Origin of the sequence: Citrobacter sp. Ct235 (genome assembly GCF_030332305.1) — a bacterium.
In the GTDB taxonomy this organism is placed as follows: Bacteria; Pseudomonadota; Gammaproteobacteria; order Enterobacterales; family Enterobacteriaceae; genus Citrobacter_A; species Citrobacter_A telavivensis.
On sequence record NZ_JAOWIC010000042.1, the window covers coordinates 13606 to 33794 of the forward strand.

Genomic DNA, 20189 nt, shown 5'->3' on the forward strand with positions numbered 1-20189 from the left:
GTATTATTTTAGTTCAGCGGCGGCAAGCGGCGATACAGTTCAATCATGTCGCCCGCCAGATCCTGAATCACCATCGCGTTCATCAGATGGTCCTGCGAGTGGACGGTGATCAGATTCACCGGAAGCTTACCGGTTCCTTCATCAATACCTATTAGCTGTGTCTGGATTTTATGCGCCAGCTTGACGTAATCGCGCGACTCTTCCATCGCCTGTTCTGCACCGGCAAAGTCGCCCTTGCGGGCCAGTTGCAGGGCAGTCAACGCCTGGCTACGCGCCGAACCGGCATTAACCAGCAACTCCATAATGATGGTTTCTAACTCTTCCATATTATGACTCCATCAGCTTCAGGGCTTTTTCCAGAACGGCATCACCTTTCATCATGCCGTAATCCATCATGTCGATCACCGCGACTTTCTTGCCGAGCGGATCGGCCAGCGCCTGCAATTTTGCCTGTTCGTACTTGACCTGCGGTCCCAGCAGGACGATATCCGCTGTGGCTATATTCTCCTTGAACTCAGCGACAGGCACGGCCTTGATCGTCACCTCGATCCCTTTCTTTTGAGCGGCATCTTTCATTCGTTGTACCAGCATGCTGGTGGACATACCGGCGGCACAGCATAAAACGATATTCTTCATAGTTCGCTCTCACGGTTCGTTGATACCCCATCTTTAGTCTGAGGTTGTGATGAGAACAACCGCCTTACCGTGAATGTGTGTAAAGCATCACAAAGTAATCGCACAAATAATGAAACCGGTTGCGGTTTTTCTCAAAATGGAAAAAGCCTGTCGTAACGGGTGTTACAGAGAAGGAGAGACTAGCGGTTCGCGTTGACGATCCGGTTTTTTCCTTCCTGTTTGGCCTGGTATAGCGCTTCATCAACGCGCATGATCAGTTGTTCCTGCGCTTCCAGATTCCATTCCCCGAGTCCGGCGCTAAAAGTGACGTGCAGACCCTCTTCACGCCAGGTGCGCTTCGCGATCTCAGTGCGCCAGTGTTCCAGCAGGGTATGCGCGTTGTTCAGTGACTCACCCGAGAACAGCACGGCAAACTCCTCGCCGCCATAGCGATAAACGGAAACGGCGGCGGACTGCATGATCTGAATCCCTTCACGCGCGACGTTGCGCAGGACAATGTCACCATTCAGATGTCCCCAGGTATCGTTGATGGACTTAAAGTCATCAATATCCACCAGTGCCAGGGCGAACGGTTGGTGATCGTTCATCAGCGCGGCAATATCGCTGTCGAATGCGCGGCGGTTTTTACACCCGGTCAGGGCATCAATGGTCGCCTGTCGAACATAAGCCAGTTCGCGCGCTTTATTGGACTCGATAGCCTTGCTCAGCATCGCTTCAAGGCGCGGTGCGCGTTTAACATCACCAGTTTTGATAGCGTTGATGATATTCATCAGCACGGTGTGTGAAGCGTGTCGTAGATAGAGACCAAACAGCGCAATGATGATCGCCGCGAGGGCAAATCCCCAGATCACAATATTGGTCTCATGGCGCGTCAGGTCGACCAGCGTCGTGTCTGAAACCCGATAAATCACAAACCAGTCCGGGTTAGTGAACGAATAGTAGTAGTACCAGTCCTGAGTCTCCGGATCGTACAAATGCCCCTCACCGTTGGTCATCTGGCGCATGGCTTTTTTACTGACATACGGCTTAAACAGTGAGCCCGTATCCGGATGCAACACCACTTTCCCGTCGCGGTCGACCACAAAGAACTCGCCCTGGACGGGAGCCACCATCTGGCGCAGAGCGTAGCCCATCGACGTCAGATCAAGATGAAACGCAATCGTGCCTTTCAGTTTCCCTTCAGGAGAGATGACCGGTTTGTAGATAGTCACAGTCGGGTGGTGCGTGAAATAGTCAATATAGGGCGCGGTATAGTTGCTAAATGTGCTGGCTTCGGCCTGATCCACAAACCAGGGCCGCGATTTCGCATCGAACGTTTTGCTGCGTTCGGTGTTCTGTACCTGAGGGGCGCGCAGGTAATGTCCTTCGACATCCGCCAATGAGATTGAGGAGACTGACGGCATCAGCGTCTGCAGTTGCATGAGCGTTTTCAGCCCCTCCTCCGGTTCGAGGTTCACCGTGTCGTTCAGGTGGTCATTGCGAGAAAAGTAGGTCGCTGCACGACCCAGAATATAATCATTTTCACGCAGCAAAGACTCGGTGTAGTTCACCGCCAGGTTGTGGGTAAAGTTCCGGTTAATGCCATGATAATCCTGAAGAAAATCATTCTTCTGCATAAAGGTAATGAATATGGCGATCAGTACAAAGCTGAGTATGATCCCCGTAAAGCTCACCAATATTGGAGTCGTGAATGAAAGTTTTCTGTTATGACCTGCCATTACTTTAACTTATCCAGAAAGTGTAAATCCTGAAAAGAAGTGCAAAGTGAAATCAGCAACGTGGCTCTGCATATCAGGAAAGAGTGTATGCAATTATAATCTCGCGAAGATAAGTCGGGATGATTTATCTTAAGAAGTGGACCTCTCTGTTGCCTGTTTATTCAGTAACTCGGTGCTTTATATCGCGGGTTGCGGTGAAGGCAGGGCGAAACGAGGAAGAAGCTTTTCGCCCTGGACAGCGCTACGGCTGACGGTTATACGTTAAAAAAGTGAGAGGCTGACGACAACCTCTCGTTTTCTCTTTTTCGTCGCGACTCGTAAAAGGATTACCCGTTTGCACGACGGTTCATAACCTTTGCGAAGCGCGCCCCAGATACGCGTCCCAGTCCTTCCATACCGGCTGTAGCCCCTGCGCGGAGAGCGCGTCAGCAACAGTTGCAGGATGGCGGTTGTCATGTGGTGCAAACTGTTCCAGTTCGGGGCGATCGTCTGCATACCCGCCGGGCTGGGTTTTCGAGAACGCGCTGACATTGTTAATCGCCAGTGGGATCACGTGGTCACGAAACCAGGGCGACTCCCGTGTAGACAGCGACAGCTCAATCTCCGGTGCCAGCAGACGGAACGCGCAAATGGTTTGCACCAGTTGGCGCTCATCCATGACGGAGGCGGGTTCAATTCCGCCAGCGCACGGACGCAGGCGCGGGAACGAAATCGAGTAGCGGCTCTGCCAGTAGTGTTGCTGAAGCCACAGCAGATGCTCAGCCACCATATAGCAGTCCACCCGCCAGTTGTCGGAAAGGCCAATCAGCGCACCGAGGCCTATCTTGTCGATACCTGCGCGCCCCAGCCGGTCCGGGGTTTCCAGACGCCAGAAGAAATCCTGTTTTCTCCCCCTCAGATGGTGCTGCGCGTACATCGCATCGTGATAAGTCTCCTGATAGACCATCACCCCGTCGAGCCCCAGCGTTTTCAGTTCGGCATATTCTGCTTCGGCTAACGGCTGAACCTCCATTTGCAGCGACGAAAACTGCTGGCGAATGGTGGGCAAGTGGCGACGAAAATAGTCCATCCCGACCTTTGCCTGATGCTCGCCGGTGACCAACAGGAGATGTTCGAAACCCAACTCGCGGATCGCCGCGCACTCCCGGACAATTTCCGCCTCATCCAGCGTTTTGCGCTTGATGCGGTTGCTCATCGAAAAACCGCAGTAGGTACAGTCGTTAGCGCACAGATTGGAGAGATACAGCGGGACGTAAAAGCTCACCGTATTGCCGAAGCGCTGGCGGGTGAGCGTCTGTGCCCGCTGTGCCAGCGGTTCGAGCCAGGCACTCGCGGCAGGTGACAGCAACGCCATCATATCGTCGCGACTGGGGCGGGACGCATTTAGCGCCCGCTCGACATCAGCAGGCGTTTTGCTGTTGATGCGCAGGCGGATATCGTCCCAGTCGAGTTGCCGCCAACGGTCAGTGAACGTTTTCATGCCGAAACCTCCAGGAAACCGGTTAGCGGGCTGGTGGCCTGCGCCTGGCGGCTGCGACTACCCGGTCCTGCCTGACGCGCCAGAAGACCCGCTTCTACAGCCAGACGGAAAGCGCGGGCCATCATCACCGGATCGTCTGCTACGGCAATCGCCGTATTCACCAGCACCGCATCCGCACCCATTTCCAGCGCCTGCGTGGCATGGCTGGGTACGCCGATTCCGGCATCCACTACCACCGGAACGGTGGACTGCTGGATAATGATCTCCAGCATGGCCCGGGTCTCCAGCCCCTGATTAGAGCCAATCGGCGCACCGAGCGGCATCACCGCTGCGCACCCGACCTCTTCCAGCCGTTTGCACAGTACCGGATCCGCACCGCAGTAGGGAAGCACCACAAATCCTTGTTTTACCAGCGCGTCGGCGGCTTTCAGCGTTTCAATCGGATCCGGCAGTAACCAGCGCGCATCGGGATGAATTTCCAGCTTCAGCCAATGGGTGCCGAGTGCCTCACGCGCAAGCTGTGCGGCAAAGATAGCCTCTTCTGCCGTTTTCGCCCCGGACGTGTTGGGCAGCAGTGTGACGCCCGCGTCGAGAAGCGGGGCCAGAATGGCGTCATTGTGTTGGCGCAAGTCCACCCGCTTCATGGCCAACGTCACCAGTTGACTGCCAGAGGCGCGGATCGCGTCAACCATTACGGCTGGTGACGCAAATTTACCCGTGCCTGTGAACAGATGTGAATCAAACGTTTTGTCTGCAATACGTAACATTTCAGCCCCCTGCGATAACCTGAAAAAGCAGGATCTGGTCACCTTCCTGCACGATGTGCTGCGCCCACTGCTCGCGGGGCAGAATCTGTTGATTCAGCGCCAGTGCGGTGCCGGGTTTTAACTGATTCAACTGAGTCAGCAGCGTATGTACGCAGAGCCCCTCTGCGCACTGCATCGGCTCATCATTGAACTGGATTCGCATGTCGTCCTCCACATACCGGACACCCGTTGGCGCGGCGTAATGCCAGACTGCGCCACTGGCTGGTTTTACCATCAAACAGACGCAACTCGCCGCCGGGTATGTCCATACCACTGAGGAGCTTGATTGCTTCCAGCGCCTGTAGCGTCCCCATCACGCCGACGACGGGACCGACAACGCCCGCCGTACGGCAGTTGCGCTCGGGTTCTGCTTCGTCCGGCCACAAACAGCGGTAGCAGCCCTGCGTCCAGGGCGGCGTCAGTACCATCAACTGGCCGCCAAAACCGACCGCGCTGGCGGTGATCAGCGGGGTATCGAACGCCACGCATGCGGCGTTAATTTCCTGACGCGTTGCCATGTTGTCGGTGCAATCGAGTACCACATCCGCTTGCGCTACCGCATGGCTGAGGGCGTCTCCACTCAAACGTTGCGGTAGCGAGAGCAGGTCGATATCCGGATTGAGTCGCGCCAGTCGCTGTTGTGCAACCTGCGATTTAGAGCGGGCAATGTCATCCGTGGTGAACAAGATCTGCCGTTGCAGATTGCTGAGATGAACGTCATCGTCGTCAGCCAGCACCAGCGTGCCGACACCGGCACCCGCCAGATACAGCGCGGCCGGGGAACCTAATCCGCCCAACCCGACGATCAATACGCGGCTGGCGAGCAGCTTTTGTTGACCGTCAATGGCGATATCGTCCAGCAGGATCTGACGGCTATAGCGCATAAAGTCACGATCATTCATCGCCTGCTCCTGCTATCGCCAGCAACTGCGCGGTTGCCGCGCGCCAGTCCGCAGCCTGGGTAATGGCGCTGACCACCGCAATGCTCCCTACGCCAGTCGCAAGGACCGCCGGCGCGCGGTCCAGGCTGATCCCCCCAATGGCGACAGTAGGGTAATCGTGCAGACGGTCGATATGCCGCGCCAGCTGTTCCAGTCCCTGCGGCGCAGACGGCATCTGCTTGGTTTGCGTCGGGAAGACATGCCCCAGCGCGATGTAGGAGGGACGTGCCGCCAGCGCCACGTCGATCTCCATGTCGTCGTGCGTCGAGACGCCCAGACGTAATCCCGCCGCCTGAATCGCTTTCAGATCGGTGGTTTCCAGGTCTTCCTGACCCAGATGCACGCCATAGGCACGGTGTTTAATTGCCAGTCGCCAGTAATCGTTAATAAACAGGCGGGCGTTGGCGTTCCGCCCCAGTTCGATGGCCGCAACCACGTCGGCTTCCACCTCTTCATCGCGCTTATCTTTGATGCGCAACTGAAGCGTGCGCACGCCAGCGTCGAGCAGACGCGCGATCCACGCCACGCTGTCGACAACCGGATAGAGGCCTAAGCGAAACGGAACCGTTGGGAAATCAGGCTGATACATCAGGCTTCCTCCCGTTTGAGGTAGATTTCACCGCCTTTGGCGCGGAAATTTTCTGACATATCCGCCATCCCCACTTCGATTGTCTGGGCGGCGGCGTAGTCGCGAACCTCCTGGCTGATTTTCATTGAGCAGAATTTCGGGCCACACATGGAGCAGAAGTGCGCCACTTTGCCGGACTCCTGCGGCAGGGTTTCGTCGTGGTAGGCGCGGGCGGTGAACGGATCGAGCGCCAGATTGAACTGGTCTTCCCAACGGAATTCGAAGCGCGCTTTCGACATCGCGTTATCACGGATTTGCGCACCCGGATGCCCCTTCGCGAGGTCGGCGGCATGGGCGGCAATTTTGTAGGTAATCAGCCCCTGTTTCACATCCTCTTTGTTCGGCAGGCCGAGGTGCTCTTTCGGCGTGACGTAACAGAGCATCGCGCAGCCAAACCAGCCGATCATTGCCGCGCCAATCCCCGAGGTGAAATGGTCGTAACCCGGTGCGATATCGGTGGTCAGCGGGCCTAAGGTGTAGAACGGTGCTTCGTGACAATGCTCCAGCTCTTCGGTCATGTTGCGGCGTATCATCTGCATCGGTACGTGGCCCGGACCTTCAATCATCACCTGCACGTCATATTCCCAGGCGATCTTCGTCAGTTCACCCAACGTATGCAGTTCCGAGAACTGCGCCTCGTCGTTGGCGTCCTGAATGGAGCCAGGGCGCAGGCCGTCACCGAGCGACAGAGAAACGTCATACGCGGCACAGATTTCGCAAATTTCGCGAAAGTGCTGATAAAGGAAGTTCTCTTTGTGATGAGAGAGACACCATTTCGCCATGATGGATCCCCCGCGCGAGACGATCCCCGTCAGGCGTTTTGCGGTCATCGGCACATAGCGCAGCAGTACACCGGCATGGATGGTGAAGTAGTCTACTCCCTGTTCAGCCTGCTCCAGCAGCGTATCGCGGAAGGCTTCCCAGGTAAGATCTTCGGCGATCCCGTTAACCTTCTCCAGCGCCTGGTAGATCGGAACGGTGCCGATCGGCACCGGGCTGTTACGCAGGATCCACTCGCGGGTTTCGTGAATATAGCGGCCGGTGGAGAGATCCATCACGGTGTCCGCTCCCCAACGCGTTGACCACACCAGTTTCTCCACTTCTTCTTCGATAGAGGAGGTGACGGCAGAGTTACCGATGTTGGCATTCACTTTCACCAGAAAGTTACGGCCAATAATCATCGGCTCAGATTCAGGGTGGTTAATGTTGGCGGGGATGATCGCCCGTCCGGCGGCCACTTCATCACGCACAAATTCCGGCGTGATGTTTTCCGGTAGACGTGCGCCGAATCCCTCACCCGGATGCTGCTGGCGCAACACGTCGCTGCGAATGCGCTCACGGCCCATGTTTTCACGGATGGCGATAAACTCCATTTCCGGTGTTACGATGCCCTGGCGGGCGTAGTGCAGTTGGGTGACGCATTTACCCGCTTTGGCGCGTTTTGGCGTCAGCAGGCCGGTGAAGCGCAGTTCATCAAGGCCATCATCGGCCAGGCGCGCTTTGGTGTACGCCGAGCTACGGTCGGTCAGCGCCTCGCTGTCATGACGCGCATCAATCCACGGTTGACGCAGCTTCGCCAGACCCTGCTGAACGTTAATCGCCACGTCCGGATCGCCATAGGGACCGGACGTGTCGTACACCGGAACCGCTTCGTTCTCTTCAAACTGCGGCTGCTCTTTACTGCCGCCGATGAGCGTCGGGCTAAGCTGGATCTCACGCATCGGAATGCGGATATCCGCTTGTGAACCCGTGATATAGATTCGTTTTGAGTTCGGGAAAGCGGTGCCTTCCAGGGTGTCGATGAAGTGTTGTGCTTGCGCGCGCTGTTCGCGGCGGGACAATTTAGGTGTAGTTGCAGACATAGCTCATTCCAAAAAGTTAGGAGATGGCTTGTCAGACGACGGAGGAGTAATAGATGTGCGCCGCCCGTTAAGGCTTACGCATAAAGCAGAATTACTCTTGTTCCCTTCGCAGGTTTTAACCTGATCAGGTTCCGCGGATCCCGAATTAACGGTCTCAGCCTTTTCCACTTCACGCTTTCGTGGAAAATAAGCACTCCGACAAGATAACGCCCCTCAAAAGAGGGGGACGTTTGTAAATTACGCGTTAGTCACGCAAAACTCAAGCAGGACGTTTGATGACAGCGTTGTCGTGCATGGCGTCAAATACCAGCATGATAAGCTTATCTTCAAGGGCAAACCGGGCTTCCAGCGCTTCGCCGAGATCGGACAAAACCTGTTGAAACTCCAGGCAGTTATCGTGATCTATCGCCGTTTCCAGGCTGGAGTCATAATAGTCCATGATGCGTTGTGTGTTAGCTTCCAGTAGCGGCCAAATTTTTGTCGCTTTTAAAAGCTGCCCGTTACCTTCCAATTTATGGAGAATACGTTCATAAATACTGAAGTGTCCGGTGGAGAGATAATCGACCAGGCTCTGACAAAAATCATCCAGCGCTTTTTCATTCAGCCGCATGTACGATTCTTTGCCAGGCTTAATGCCAACCAGATTGTAGTAAGCCACGAGCAGGTGCTTACGTATATGTAGCCAGCGATCAACCAGTTTGTTACTTCCTCTGACGCGCTCTGTCAGGTCTTCCAGCTGGTTTAGCATGATTGACTCCGCAAGTGTGGATTTTAAAACTGCTCACGCAGGAATTGTAAAAATAATGTTATCAACATGCCAGTGAAGCAAAGGTAGTGCAAGAGCTATGGATCGTATTATTGAAAAATTAGACAGCGGCTGGTGGATAGTCAGCCATGAGCAAAAATTATGGTTGCCTCACGGTGAATTGCCACATGGCGCCGCGACACATTTCGATCTTGTTGGGCAGCCTGCGCTGCATATCGGAGAGTGGGAAGGAGAGGCTGTCTGGCTGGTGCTACAGCATCGGCGTCACGAGATGGGATCGGTTCGCCAGGTGCTCGATCAGGATGCGGGTCTGTTTCAACTGGCGGGGCGCGGTGTACAACTGGCCGAGTTTTATCGATCGCATAAGTTCTGCGGCTACTGCGGACACCCCATGCATCCCAGTAAAACCGAGTGGGCGATGCTCTGTACCCACTGCCGCGAACGTTACTATCCGCAAATCGCCCCCTGCATTATTGTCGCTATCCGCCGCGATGATTCCATCCTGCTTGCCCAACACGTACGCCACCGTAACGGCGTGCATACCGTGCTCGCCGGGTTCGTTGAGGTGGGCGAAACCCTGGAACAGGCGGTGGCGCGTGAGGTAATGGAAGAGAGCGGTATCAAAGTGAAAAACCTGCGCTATGTGACCTCGCAGCCGTGGCCTTTCCCGATGTCGCTGATGACCGCATTTATGGCGGAGTACGACAGTGGCGAGATAGTCATCGATCCGAAAGAGCTGCTGGAGGCTAACTGGTATCGTTACGATGATTTACCGCTCCTGCCGCCACCGGGCACCGTCGCACGGCGTCTGATCGAAGATACCGTGGCAATGTGTCGGGCTGAGTATGAATGAATCACGTGATACACTTCATCCTTCAAAGTGGCCCTTCGTTGACTGCCTTCAATCACCCCAGTCACTTACCTGAGTAAGCTCCTGGGGATTCATTCAGTTGTCGCCTTGCTCCACTCTGAATGATTTTGTGTATACACTGGCGGCCTGACGCAATAAGGAACTGCAAAAATGACCGAACTGAAGAACGATCGTTATCTGCGTGCGCTGCTGCGCCAGCCCGTTGATGTCACCCCGGTATGGATGATGCGCCAGGCGGGCCGCTATTTACCGGAATATAAAGCCACCCGCACAGAGGCGGGCGATTTTATGTCGCTGTGCAAAAATGCGGAACTGGCCTGCGAAGTCACACTCCAGCCGCTGCGCCGTTATCCGCTTGATGCGGCGATCCTCTTCTCGGATATTCTGACTATTCCGGATGCGATGGGGCTGGGCCTCTATTTTGAAGCCGGTGAAGGCCCGCGTTTCACCGCCCCGGTGGCCTGTAAAGCCGATGTCGACAAACTGCCGGTTCCCGATCCGGAAGATGAACTGGGCTACGTGATGAATGCGGTACGTACGATTCGTCGCGAGCTGAAAGGCGACGTGCCGCTGATCGGTTTCTCCGGCAGTCCGTGGACGCTGGCGACCTACATGGTCGAAGGCGGAAGCAGCAAAGCCTTTACCGTGATTAAAAAGATGATGTATGCCGACCCGAAAACGCTGCATGCGCTGCTCGATAAGCTGGCGAAGAGCGTCACGCTGTATCTCAATGCCCAAATCAAAGCGGGTGCGCAGTCGGTGATGATTTTTGACACCTGGGGCGGCGTACTGACCGGGCGCGATTATCAGCAGTTCTCGCTGTATTACATGCATAAAATCGTCGATGGTCTGCTACGTGAACACGACGGTCGCCGCGTGCCGGTGACGCTGTTTACCAAAGGTGGCGGACAATGGCTGGAAGCGATGGCGGAAACCGGCTGCGATGCGCTCGGACTCGACTGGACCACCGATATTGCCGATGCGCGTCGTCGTGTCGGGCATAAAGTAGCCTTGCAGGGCAACATGGATCCGTCGATGCTCTATGCGCCTGCGGCGCGTATCGAAGAGGAGGTGGCGACGATCCTTTCCGGTTTCGGCCAGGGCGAAGGCCACGTCTTTAACCTCGGTCACGGCATTCATCAGGACGTGCCGCCAGAACACGCAGGCGTCTTTGTGGAGGCGGTTCACCGCTTATCTGCGCAGTATCACAAATAGGGCGTCAGTATGGATCTCGCGTCGCTACGTGCTCAGCAGCTTGAACTGGCTTCATCGGTGATCCGGACGGATCGTCTCGATAACACGCCACCGGGTCTGATCGCCGGTGCCGACGTGGGGTTTGAGCAGGGTGGAGAAGTGACGCGAGCTGCGATCGTGTTGCTGAAGTATCCCTCGCTGGAACTGCTCGAATACCAGGTGGCGCGCATCGCCACCACCATGCCCTATATCCCTGGCTTTCTCTCCTTTCGCGAGACGCCCGCGCTGCTGGCCGCGTGGGCGCAATTGTCGCAAAAACCGGATTTGTTGTTTGTGGATGGACACGGTATCTCCCATCCGCGTCGTCTCGGCGTGGCCAGCCACTTTGGGCTGCTGGTCGATGTGCCGACCATTGGCGTGGCGAAAAAGCGTCTGTGCGGTACGTTTGAGCCCCCCGGTGCTGAACCTGGCGCATTGTCGCCGCTGATGGACAAAAATGAACAACTGGCATGGGTCTGGCGCAGCAAAGCGCGCTGTAATCCGCTGTTTATCTCAACAGGCCATCGCGTTGGGCTGGACAGCGCTCTGGCGTGGGTACAGCGCTGTATGAACGGCTATCGTCTGCCGGAACCGACCCGCTGGGCGGATGCCGTGGCATCAGAACGTCCGGCGTTTATGCGATGGCAGGAAATCCAGCCCTGATTGATGTACACTGCCGCTAATTTCTGATTTGAGAATTCATCATGTTACAAAACCCGATTCATCTGCGTCTGGAACGTCTGGAAAGCTGGCAGCATGTCACTTTTATGGCCTGCCTGTGTGAGCGCATGTACCCGAACTATGCCATGTTCTGCCATCAGACCGGGTTTGGCGACGGACAGGTCTACCGTCGTATTCTGGACCTGATCTGGGAGACGCTGACGGTCAAAGACGCGAAAGTGAATTTCGACAGCCAACTGGAGAAGTTTGAAGAAGCGATCCCGGCGGCTGATGATTATGACCTGTACGGAGTTTATCCGGCCATTGATGCCTGCGTGGCGTTAAGCGAGCTGGTTCATTCCCGTTTGAGCGGTGAGACGCTGGAACACGCCATTGAAGTCAGTAAGACCTCCATTACCACGGTTGCGATGCTGGAAATGACCCAGACAGGTCGAGAAATGAGCGATGAAGAGCTCAACGGTAACCCGGCGGTGGAGCAAGAGTGGGATATTCAGTGGGAAATATTCCGACTTTTAGCAGACTGCGAAGAACGCGACATTGAACTGATAAAAGGGCTTAGAGCAGACCTGCGTGAGGCTGGCGAGAGCAATATCGGTATAAATTTGCAGCAGTAAGACACGAAAACGTGATTTAACTTCTGAATTGTCGTACCTGAAGGCTTCCCTTCCGCCCCCCGTCTGGTCTACATTTGGAGGGCGAAAAAAAGTGGCTATCGGTGCGTGTATGCAGGAGAGTGCTTTTCTGGCATTTCCGTCGCACTCGATGCTTAGCAAGCGATAAACACATTGTAAGGATAACTTATGAACAAGACTCAACTGATTGATGTAATTGCAGACAAAGCAGAACTGTCCAAAACCCAGGCTAAAGCTGCTCTGGAATCCACTCTGGCTGCTATTACTGAGTCTCTGAAAGAAGGCGATGCTGTACAACTGGTTGGTTTCGGTACCTTCAAAGTGAACCACCGTGCTGAGCGCACTGGCCGCAACCCGCAGACCGGTAAAGAAATCAAAATCGCCGCAGCTAACGTACCGGCGTTTGTTTCTGGTAAAGCACTGAAAGACGCAGTTAAGTAAGACCGCGTGGCTGTGAACAGTTTTAATGAAGGGGCGGTTTCGCCCCTTTCGTCTGTCTGGCGTCACATGTTGACGTTAGCAGGCGTGCTGTTGCTGACGGCCTGTAGCCATAACAACTCTCTTCCGCCGTTTACCGCCAGTGGGTTTGCTGACAACCAGGGCGCGGTGCGTATCTGGCGTAAAGATGCCGCAGATGGCGTCCATTTGCTTTCCGTCTTCAGCCCGTGGCGTAATGGCAGTACCACAACCAGCGAGTACCGCTGGCAGGGTGATTCCCTTTCACTGATAGAACTCAATATTTATGGCGAACCGCCGGAACATATCCGCGTGCGTTTTGACGATCGCGGCGAGCTGAGCTTTATGCAGCGCGAAGTCGATGGCCGTAAACAGCAGTTGTCGAACGATCAAATCGAATTATACCGTTATCGTGCCGAGCAGATCCGCCAGACCAGCGATGCATTGCGTCAGGGGCGGGTGGTATTGCGTCAGGGACGCTGGCATGCCGCTGAACATGCGGTTACCACCTGCGAAGGCGAGACGATGAAGCCCGATTTAGACGCCAGGGCGATGAGTCATATTGAGCGCCGCCAGCGCCGTTCATCTGTTGATGTCAGCGTGGCATGGCTGGAGGCGCCCGAAGGGTCACAGCTTCTGCTGGTGGCGAATGCCGACTTCTGCCACTGGCAGCCAAAAGAAAAAACGTTTTGAATGCCTGATGGCGCTACGCTTATCAAGCCTACAGCGTGTCTGTCGTAGGCCGGATAAGGCAAATCCGCCATCCGGCCATCAGCGATTACCAGCGCCCCATTCCCATGTGACCGCCGCCACCGCATCCGCCGTAACCCATTCCCATACCGCCAGGGACTCCGGCCTGAGCCATGGCAACATCCCGTTTCACCCGCTGTTCATCCAGTGACTGTCTTAAGGATTCCATCTCTTTCGCCACCGCATTGATTTTGGCGGTATCCGGCGGATTCGTCGCTAACAGCGCGTTGTACTCATAGCGTTTGGACATCAGTTGCTGGCGCAGGGCGTTAGTCTGGTTGTAAAAGTCATTATGGATTTTTTGCGCGGTAGTCTGTTGCTCTGCGCTCAGTCCACTACCATTTTGTTGCCACATGCCGCCGCCGTTCCCCCAGTGATGCCGTGCCAGTGCGGGGCTGGAGCCCAGTACCATTAGAGAGAGGGCGATCAGCGCCAGGCCTGCTTTCGTGTTCCGTTTCATCATTTATCCTCCTGTGGGTGGTCTTATCTTCCGTATTGCATCTTTCGTGCCAGGCCGATTTTTCCCATCCAGCGCGGGTTCTGGTGATGCGCGGGGCCGCAAGGCGGGTAAAAATGACTCGCCGGAAAGAGGCAGCGGGTCATTTTTACCCGGTGGTGTCGGCAGTTTGTGTACCAGGACCGGGATACGGACCGCGAAAAGTGGCATGATTTCTGCGAAAGCAAAGAAGGGATTGAGTCACTCAGAGCTGATGAGAATGATGCGAGAACATAAGGATACGGTAGCCCGATGGTTGAGCGGGGTGCTACCCGCCGTCATCCTGATTCTGGTTGGGCTATTTGCCGTGATGGTGATCCGCGATTACGGGCGCGAAAGTGACGCGGCGCGGCAGACGCTGCTGGAAAAGGGCAGTGTGCTAATCCGCGCGCTGGAGTCAGGGACGCGTGTCGGGATGGGCATGCGGATGCATCATGCCCAGCAGCAAACGCTGCTCGAAGAGATGGCGGGGCAGCCTGGCGTACTGTGGTTTGCCGTAACGGATGCGCAGGGCAACGTGGTGATGCACAGCGATCCTGCCCAGGTCGGGAGAACGCTCTACACGCCTGCAGAGATGAAAACATTACATCCGGGAGAAGAGGCGCGCTGGCGTCCGGTTAACGCGACGGACGCGCAGGGGGAAGCCATTCCGGCGCTGGAGATCTATCGTCAGTTCCAGCCGCTGTTTTTCCCGGGTCGGCACGGTATGCGAGGGATGTCGCGTGGTAATAGCGGAATGTCTGACGCTGCCCATCAATCTATTTTTATCGCCTTTGATGCCAGTGAGTTGGCCGTGACGCAGGCGCGTGAGTGGCGCAATACGCTGATTATGCTTTTCGCGCTGACCACCGTGCTACTGGCGACCCTCCTGACGTTTTTCTGGTACCGGCGCTACCTGCGTTCTCGCCAGCTTTTGTTGGATGAGATGAACCGCAAAGAGAAGCTGGTGGCGCTCGGGCATCTGGCGGCAGGCGTCGCGCATGAGATTCGTAATCCGTTGTCATCTATCAAAGGGCTGGCAAAGTACTTTGCCGAACGCGCGCCGGCGGGCGGTGAAGCGCATGAACTGGCGCAGGTGATGGCGAAAGAGGCCGACCGTTTAAACCGGGTGGTAAGCGAACTGCTGGAACTGGTGAAGCCCGCACATTTATCCTTGCAGTCGGTGGATCTCAATGCGGTGATCGCTCACTCTCTCCAGCTCGTTAGCCAGGACGCGCAGAATCGGGCGATCGATCTGCAATTTGTGCCTGACCCTGCGCTACCGCTTATTCAGGCCGACCCGGACAGGCTGACGCAGGTACTGCTGAATCTTTATCTGAATGCAATTCAAGCCATCGAGAGTCAGGGGACCATTCGCGTTGAGGCAAGCACAAGCGGAGCCGATCGCGTTAAAATCACCGTTGCCGACAGCGGGAAAGGGATTGCGGCGGAACAACTGGCCGCCATTTTTACCCCTTATTTCACGACCAAAGCGGACGGTACGGGGCTGGGGCTGGCGGTGGTACAGAACATCATTGAACAGCATGGCGGGACGATTCAGGCCGACAGCCCGCCAGGTCAGGGCGCAACGTTCACCCTCTGGCTCCCGGTGACGTTAACACGTAAGGATTCACAAGGATGATTCGCGCAAAGATCGACATTCTGGTGGTGGATGATGACGTCAGCCACTGCACCATTTTACAGGCATTACTACGAGGATGGGGCTATGACGTCGCGCTGGCCTACAGTGGACGAGCCGCACTCGAGCGGGTGCGTGACCACGTCTTTGACCTCGTGCTGTGCGATGTACGTATGGCGGAGATGGACGGCATCGAGACGCTGAAAGAGATCAAAGCGCTGAACCCGGCCATTCCGGTTCTGATCATGACGGCATTCTCCAGCGTGGAGACGGCGGTAGAGGCGCTGAAGACCGGCGCGCTGGATTACTTAATCAAACCGCTGGATTTTGACCATCTACAAACGACGCTGGAAAATGCGCTGGCGCATACGCGAGAGCCCGCCAGCGAGCTGCCCTCCGTTTCCGCATCGCAGTTTGGGATGGTTGGTAAAAGCCCGGCGATGCAGCAACTGCTGAGTGAGATTGCGATGGTCGCGCCTTCGGATGCGACAGTGCTGATTCATGGCGACTCCGGTACCGGGAAAGAGCTGGTGGCGCGCGCGCTGCATGCCAGCAGCGCGCGGAGCGACAAACCGCTGGTGACGCTGAACTGCGCGGCACTCAACGAATCGCTGCTGGAATCTGAACTGTTCGGCCATGAAAAAGGGGCATTTACCGGTGCCGACAAACGCCGGGAAGGGCGCTTTGTCGAAGCCAACGGCGGCACGTTGTTTCTTGATGAGATTGGCGATATCTCGCCGATGATGCAGGTGCGGTTGCTGCGGGCGATTCAGGAACGCGAAGTTCAGCGCGTGGGCAGCAACCAGACGCTCTCGGTTGATGTCCGTCTGATTGCCGCAACCCATCGCTGTCTGGAGGAAGAGGTGCAGGCCGGGCGCTTTCGTCAGGATCTCTACTACCGCCTGAACGTCGTGACGATTGAAACACCGGCGCTGCGTCAGCGGCAGGAAGATATCCCCCTGCTGGCTGACCACTTTCTCCAGCGGTTTGCTAAACGCAACCGTAAGGTCGTAAAAGGGTTTACCCCCCGGGCAATGGATCTGCTGATTCATTACGACTGGCCGGGGAATATTCGCGAACTGGAAAATGCAATTGAACGTTCGGTGGTCCTGCTGACCGGCGAGTACATCTCTGAGCGCGAGTTGCCGCTGTCGATTGCGAGTCAGCCGCTGCCGTTCGTAGCGGATCGGGCCATTCAGCCGCTGGTGGAAGTCGAAAAAGAGGTGATTCTGGCGGCGCTGGAGAAAACGGGCGGCAATAAAACGGAAGCCGCCCGTCAGTTAGGGATTACGCGAAAAACGCTACTGGCGAAACTCTTGCGTTAGTGCTGTTCACGCTCGATGGCGCGCCAGCCGATATCTTTACGGCAGAAACAGTCGTCCCAGTGGATATCGGTCATTAAGGCATAGGCACGTTTTTGCGCGTCGGCCACGGTGTCTCCCAGCGCGGTAACGCACAGCACACGACCTCCGCTGGTGACAACCTGCTCGTCATCGGCAAGTTTGGTCCCTGCGTGGAACACTTTACCGTCTGCCACGTCTTCTAACGGCAGACCGTGGATCACGTCACCGGTGCGGTAATCGCCAGGATAACCGCCTGCCGCCATCACGATGCCGAGCGAGGCACGTTCATCCCACTCTGATTTTTGCTCATCCAGTTTGCCTTCGCAGGCGGCCAGGCAGAGCTCAACCAGATCGGACTTCATGCGCAGCATGATGGGCTGCGTTTCCGGGTCCCCAAAGCGGCAGTTGAATTCAATCACCTTCGGATTGCCCTGTTTGTCGATCATCAGACCGGCATACAGGAAACCGGTATAGGTGTTGCCTTCTGCCGCCATGCCTTTTACGGTAGGCCAGATGATGCGTTCCATCGTGCGCTGGTGGACGATATCCGTCACTACCGGAGCTGGGGAGTAAGCGCCCATTCCGCCGGTGTTCAGGCCGGTATCGCCATCGCCGACGCGTTTATGATCCTGACTGGTCGCCATCGGCAAGACGTGCTCGCCGTCGACCATCACGATGAAACTCGCCTCTTCGCCGTCGAGGAACTCTTCAATTACGATGCGATGACCCGCATCGCCAAACGCGTTGCCTGCCAGCATGTCATGTACGGCGGCTTCGGCCTCTTCCAGCGTCATCGCGACAATCACGCCTTTACCGGCTGCCAGACCGTCAGCCTTAATGACGATCGGCGCGCCTTTCTCACGCAGATACGCCAGTGCAGGCTCAATTTCGGTGAAGTTCTGGTATTCGGCCGTCGGGATCTGGTGGCGTGCAAGGAAATCCTTGGTGAACGCTTTGGAGCCTTCCAACTGAGCGGCACCTGCGGTTGGACCGAAGATGTTCAGGCCTGCCGCACGGAAAGTATCGACCACGCCTTTCACCAGCGGCGCTTCCGGGCCGACGATCGTCAGGTCGATCTTTTCACTTTGGGCAAAGCTCAGCAGCGCCGGAATATCGGTCGCGCTGATGGCGACGTTTTGCAGCGTCGGTTCCAGCGCGGTGCCGGCGTTACCCGGCGCAACAAATACGGTTGCCACTTTCGGTGACTGAGCGGCTTTCCATGCCAGAGCGTGCTCGCGCCCGCCATTGCCGATAACTAATACTTTCATGTCTCGCTCCATTAATGGCGGAAGTGGCGCATGTCGGTGAAGATCATTGCAATGCCGTGTTCGTCAGCGGCGGCAATGACTTCATCATCACGGATGGAACCGCCTGGCTGGATAACGCAGCTCACGCCAACGGCGGCGGCGGCATCAATACCATCGCGGAACGGGAAGAAAGCGTCGGATGCCATGGCGGAGCCTTTCACTTCCAGACCTTCATCAGCGGCTTTGATCCCGGCAATTTTGGCCGAGTAGACGCGGCTCATCTGGCCTGCGCCAATGCCGATGGTCATGTTCTCTTTGGCGTAAACAATGGCGTTGGATTTAACGAACTTCGCGACTTTCCAGCAGAACAGCGCGTCACGCAGTTCCTGTTCGGTCGGCTGGCGCTTCGTCACCACGCGCAGTTCACCGGCGGTGACCATACCCAGATCGCGGTCCTGAACCAGCAGACCGCCGTTAACACGTTTGAAATCCAGGCCCGGCACGCGTTCAGCCCACTGGCCGCAGGTCAGGACGCGAACATTCTGCTTCGCGGCGGTGATTTTCAGCGCATCTTCGCTGGCGGACGGGGCGATAATCACCTCGACAAACTGACGGGAGATGATGGCCTGCGCGGTTTCAGCATCCAGTTCGCGGTTAAAGGCGATGATGCCGCCAAAGGCAGAGGTCGGGTCCGTTTTATACGCGCGATCGTAAGCATCCAGAATTGAGGTGCTGACCGCGACGCCACAGGGGTTGGCGTGTTTGACGATCACGCAGGCCGGTTCGCTAAACTCTTTTACACACTCCAGCGCCGCGTCGGTATCAGCGATATTGTTATAGGAAAGCGCTTTGCCCTGAACCTGCTGAGCGGTCGCGACGGAGGCTTCTTTCACATTCTCTTCTATATAGAAGGCAGCCTGCTGGTGGCTGTTTTCGCCGTAGCGCATGTCCTGCTTCTTAATAAAGTTCAGATTCAGCGTACGCGGGAAGCGACCCGCGGCGTCTTTGCTTTCACCGTGATAGGCCGGAACCATGCTGCCAAAGTAGTTGGCAATCATGCTGTCGTAAGCGGCGGTGTGTTCGAAGGCTTTAATCGCGAGGTCGAAACGGGTGTCGAGAGTCAGAGAACCGTCGTTGGCATCCATCTCGTTAATAATGGCGTCGTAGTCGCTGCTCTTCACAACGATAGCGACATCTTTATGGTTCTTCGCGGCGGAGCGCACCATCGTCGGCCCGCCGATATCGATGTTCTCTACCGCATCTTCCAGTGAGCAGCCTTCACGGGCAACGGTCTGGGCGAACGGATAAAGGTTAACAACCACCATATCGATGGGAGCGATGCCGTGCTGTTCCATAATCCCGTCATCCTTGCCGCGACGACCAAGAATGCCGCCGTGCACTTTAGGATGCAGGGTCTTCACGCGTCCATCCATCATTTCCGGGAAACCGGTGTAATCGGAAACTTCGGTCACCGACAGACCTTTCTCTGCTAACAGACGGGCAGTGCCCCCTGTCGACAGCAGCTCCACACCACGTGCGGAAAGTGCCTGGGCGAATTCGACGATACCGGCTTTGTCAGAAACACTGAGCAGAGCGCGGCGGACTGGACGACGTTGTTGCATGGTAAATCCCCTGGATTTGACGATTACAGAGAGCGTTAGCTGAATTTTTCGTGAAAAACTTAGCTAACGCCCCTTACGGGGCATCCTTGTTTTGCGGTGGCATTGTAACGAAAACGTTTGCGCAACGCTCGCGAATTTTTCTTTTTCGATTCTGGCGCTCATTTTCTCTCTATAACGATCCCATACGACAGAGAAGATCCGGCAAATGATCCTTATAATTGTGGATAAGTCTGTGTGTAAAAGGGTATAAGGCGGGGTTTTGCTGGGGAATGCAGCAGTCAGTCATTTTTCTGACATTTTTCTATTGCGGATGCTCGGGAACTCCCTATAATGCGCCTCCATCGACACGGCGGATGTGAATCACTTCACAGAAAAACGCCAGTGAGATTGAAGAGAAAAATCC

General features: G+C 56.0%; 21 protein-coding genes and 1 riboswitch. Of the genes, 8 read left to right on the top strand and 13 right to left on the bottom strand.

Going from position 1 to position 20189, the window contains the following annotated elements:
* Positions 1 to 8 precede the first annotated feature (8 nt).
* The 10 genes from OGY35_RS09050 to OGY35_RS09095 all read right to left on the bottom strand — a co-directional run bounded on the left by OGY35_RS09050 (position 9) and on the right by OGY35_RS09095 (position 8819).
* Positions 9 to 326 carry a PTS lactose/cellobiose transporter subunit IIA gene (locus OGY35_RS09050; RefSeq protein ID WP_286632080.1) on the bottom strand — a complete coding sequence of 106 codons (318 nt, stop codon included), beginning with the start codon at positions 324 to 326 and terminating at the stop codon, positions 9 to 11.
* Between the two features lies 1 nt (position 327).
* The gene (locus OGY35_RS09055) at positions 328 to 636 is read right to left on the bottom strand and encodes a PTS sugar transporter subunit IIB (RefSeq protein ID WP_042326229.1); all 309 of its coding nucleotides are present in this window, start codon (positions 634 to 636) and stop codon (positions 328 to 330) included.
* A 179-nt stretch (positions 637 to 815) separates the two neighbouring features.
* Entirely contained in the window at positions 816 to 2354 is a 1539-nt protein-coding gene (locus OGY35_RS09060) for a sensor domain-containing diguanylate cyclase (RefSeq protein WP_286632084.1), read from the bottom strand.
* A gap of 346 nt (positions 2355 to 2700) precedes the next feature.
* Positions 2701 to 3834 (bottom strand): 2-iminoacetate synthase ThiH, encoded by a 1134-nt coding sequence (thiH, locus tag OGY35_RS09065; protein ID WP_286632085.1) that lies wholly within the window; start codon positions 3832 to 3834, stop codon positions 2701 to 2703.
* The gene (gene thiG / locus OGY35_RS09070) at positions 3831 to 4601 is read right to left on the bottom strand and encodes a thiazole synthase (RefSeq protein WP_152401322.1); all 771 of its coding nucleotides are present in this window, start codon (positions 4599 to 4601) and stop codon (positions 3831 to 3833) included. Before thiG ends, thiH begins: the two co-directional genes overlap by 4 nt.
* Position 4602: 1 nt before the next feature.
* On the bottom strand, positions 4603 to 4803 hold the full coding sequence (thiS, locus tag OGY35_RS09075; protein WP_152401324.1) for a sulfur carrier protein ThiS: 201 nt from the start codon (positions 4801 to 4803) through the stop codon (positions 4603 to 4605).
* A complete protein-coding gene (locus tag OGY35_RS09080; protein ID WP_178827257.1) occupies positions 4784 to 5542 on the bottom strand; it encodes a HesA/MoeB/ThiF family protein in 759 nt (252 codons plus the stop codon). The genes thiS and OGY35_RS09080 overlap by 20 nt, the downstream gene beginning before the upstream one ends.
* Positions 5535 to 6170 carry a thiamine phosphate synthase gene (gene thiE / locus OGY35_RS09085; RefSeq protein ID WP_286632086.1) on the bottom strand — a complete coding sequence of 212 codons (636 nt, stop codon included), beginning with the start codon at positions 6168 to 6170 and terminating at the stop codon, positions 5535 to 5537. Before thiE ends, OGY35_RS09080 begins: the two co-directional genes overlap by 8 nt.
* Positions 6170 to 8071 carry a phosphomethylpyrimidine synthase ThiC gene (gene thiC, locus OGY35_RS09090; protein WP_152401330.1) on the bottom strand — a complete coding sequence of 634 codons (1902 nt, stop codon included), beginning with the start codon at positions 8069 to 8071 and terminating at the stop codon, positions 6170 to 6172. The genes thiE and thiC overlap by 1 nt, the downstream gene beginning before the upstream one ends.
* An 84-nt stretch (positions 8072 to 8155) precedes the next feature.
* A riboswitch (TPP riboswitch) is annotated at positions 8156 to 8279 on the bottom strand.
* Positions 8280 to 8330: 51 nt separating this feature from the next.
* Entirely contained in the window at positions 8331 to 8819 is a 489-nt protein-coding gene (locus OGY35_RS09095) for an Rsd/AlgQ family anti-sigma factor (RefSeq protein ID WP_061075629.1), read from the bottom strand.
* A gap of 97 nt (positions 8820 to 8916) precedes the next feature.
* On the opposite strand from OGY35_RS09095, the gene nudC reads away from it, so the two are divergent.
* From nudC to OGY35_RS09125, 6 genes are all read left to right on the top strand, one after another.
* Positions 8917 to 9690, top strand: coding sequence for an NAD(+) diphosphatase (gene nudC / locus OGY35_RS09100; protein WP_286632089.1), 774 nt, complete (start codon positions 8917 to 8919; stop codon positions 9688 to 9690).
* A gap of 168 nt (positions 9691 to 9858) precedes the next feature.
* Positions 9859 to 10923 carry a uroporphyrinogen decarboxylase gene (hemE, locus tag OGY35_RS09105; RefSeq protein WP_152401334.1) on the top strand — a complete coding sequence of 355 codons (1065 nt, stop codon included), beginning with the start codon at positions 9859 to 9861 and terminating at the stop codon, positions 10921 to 10923.
* 9 nt (positions 10924 to 10932) lie between these two features.
* Entirely contained in the window at positions 10933 to 11604 is a 672-nt protein-coding gene (gene nfi, locus OGY35_RS09110) for a deoxyribonuclease V (RefSeq protein WP_286632090.1), read from the top strand.
* A gap of 41 nt (positions 11605 to 11645) precedes the next feature.
* On the top strand, positions 11646 to 12236 hold the full coding sequence (locus OGY35_RS09115) for a YjaG family protein (protein WP_286632092.1): 591 nt from the start codon (positions 11646 to 11648) through the stop codon (positions 12234 to 12236).
* A gap of 186 nt (positions 12237 to 12422) precedes the next feature.
* Positions 12423 to 12695, top strand: a complete 273-nt coding sequence (hupA, locus tag OGY35_RS09120; protein WP_001044509.1) for a nucleoid-associated protein HU-alpha — start codon at positions 12423 to 12425, stop codon at positions 12693 to 12695.
* Between the two features lie 12 nt (positions 12696 to 12707).
* Entirely contained in the window at positions 12708 to 13403 is a 696-nt protein-coding gene (locus tag OGY35_RS09125; protein WP_286632096.1) for a DUF1481 domain-containing protein, read from the top strand.
* Between the two features lie 85 nt (positions 13404 to 13488).
* On the opposite strand, the gene zraP is transcribed toward OGY35_RS09125, so the two are convergent.
* Positions 13489 to 13920, bottom strand: coding sequence for a zinc resistance sensor/chaperone ZraP (gene zraP, locus OGY35_RS09130; protein WP_178825947.1), 432 nt, complete (start codon positions 13918 to 13920; stop codon positions 13489 to 13491).
* 250 nt (positions 13921 to 14170) lie between these two features.
* On the opposite strand from zraP, the gene zraS reads away from it, so the two are divergent.
* The gene (gene zraS, locus OGY35_RS09135; protein WP_286632097.1) at positions 14171 to 15577 is read left to right on the top strand and encodes a two-component system sensor histidine kinase ZraS; all 1407 of its coding nucleotides are present in this window, start codon (positions 14171 to 14173) and stop codon (positions 15575 to 15577) included.
* The gene (gene zraR / locus OGY35_RS09140) at positions 15574 to 16899 is read left to right on the top strand and encodes a sigma-54-dependent response regulator transcription factor ZraR (RefSeq protein ID WP_286632093.1); all 1326 of its coding nucleotides are present in this window, start codon (positions 15574 to 15576) and stop codon (positions 16897 to 16899) included. The genes zraS and zraR overlap by 4 nt, the downstream gene beginning before the upstream one ends.
* Here the strand turns inward: zraR and purD are convergent.
* The gene (gene purD / locus OGY35_RS09145; RefSeq protein ID WP_286632094.1) at positions 16896 to 18185 is read right to left on the bottom strand and encodes a phosphoribosylamine--glycine ligase; all 1290 of its coding nucleotides are present in this window, start codon (positions 18183 to 18185) and stop codon (positions 16896 to 16898) included. The genes zraR and purD overlap by 4 nt on opposite strands.
* A gap of 11 nt (positions 18186 to 18196) precedes the next feature.
* Positions 18197 to 19786: a bifunctional phosphoribosylaminoimidazolecarboxamide formyltransferase/IMP cyclohydrolase gene (gene purH / locus OGY35_RS09150; protein WP_286632095.1), complete on the bottom strand. Its 1590-nt coding sequence runs from the start codon at positions 19784 to 19786 to the stop codon at positions 18197 to 18199.
* Positions 19787 to 20189: the final 403 nt, after the last annotated feature.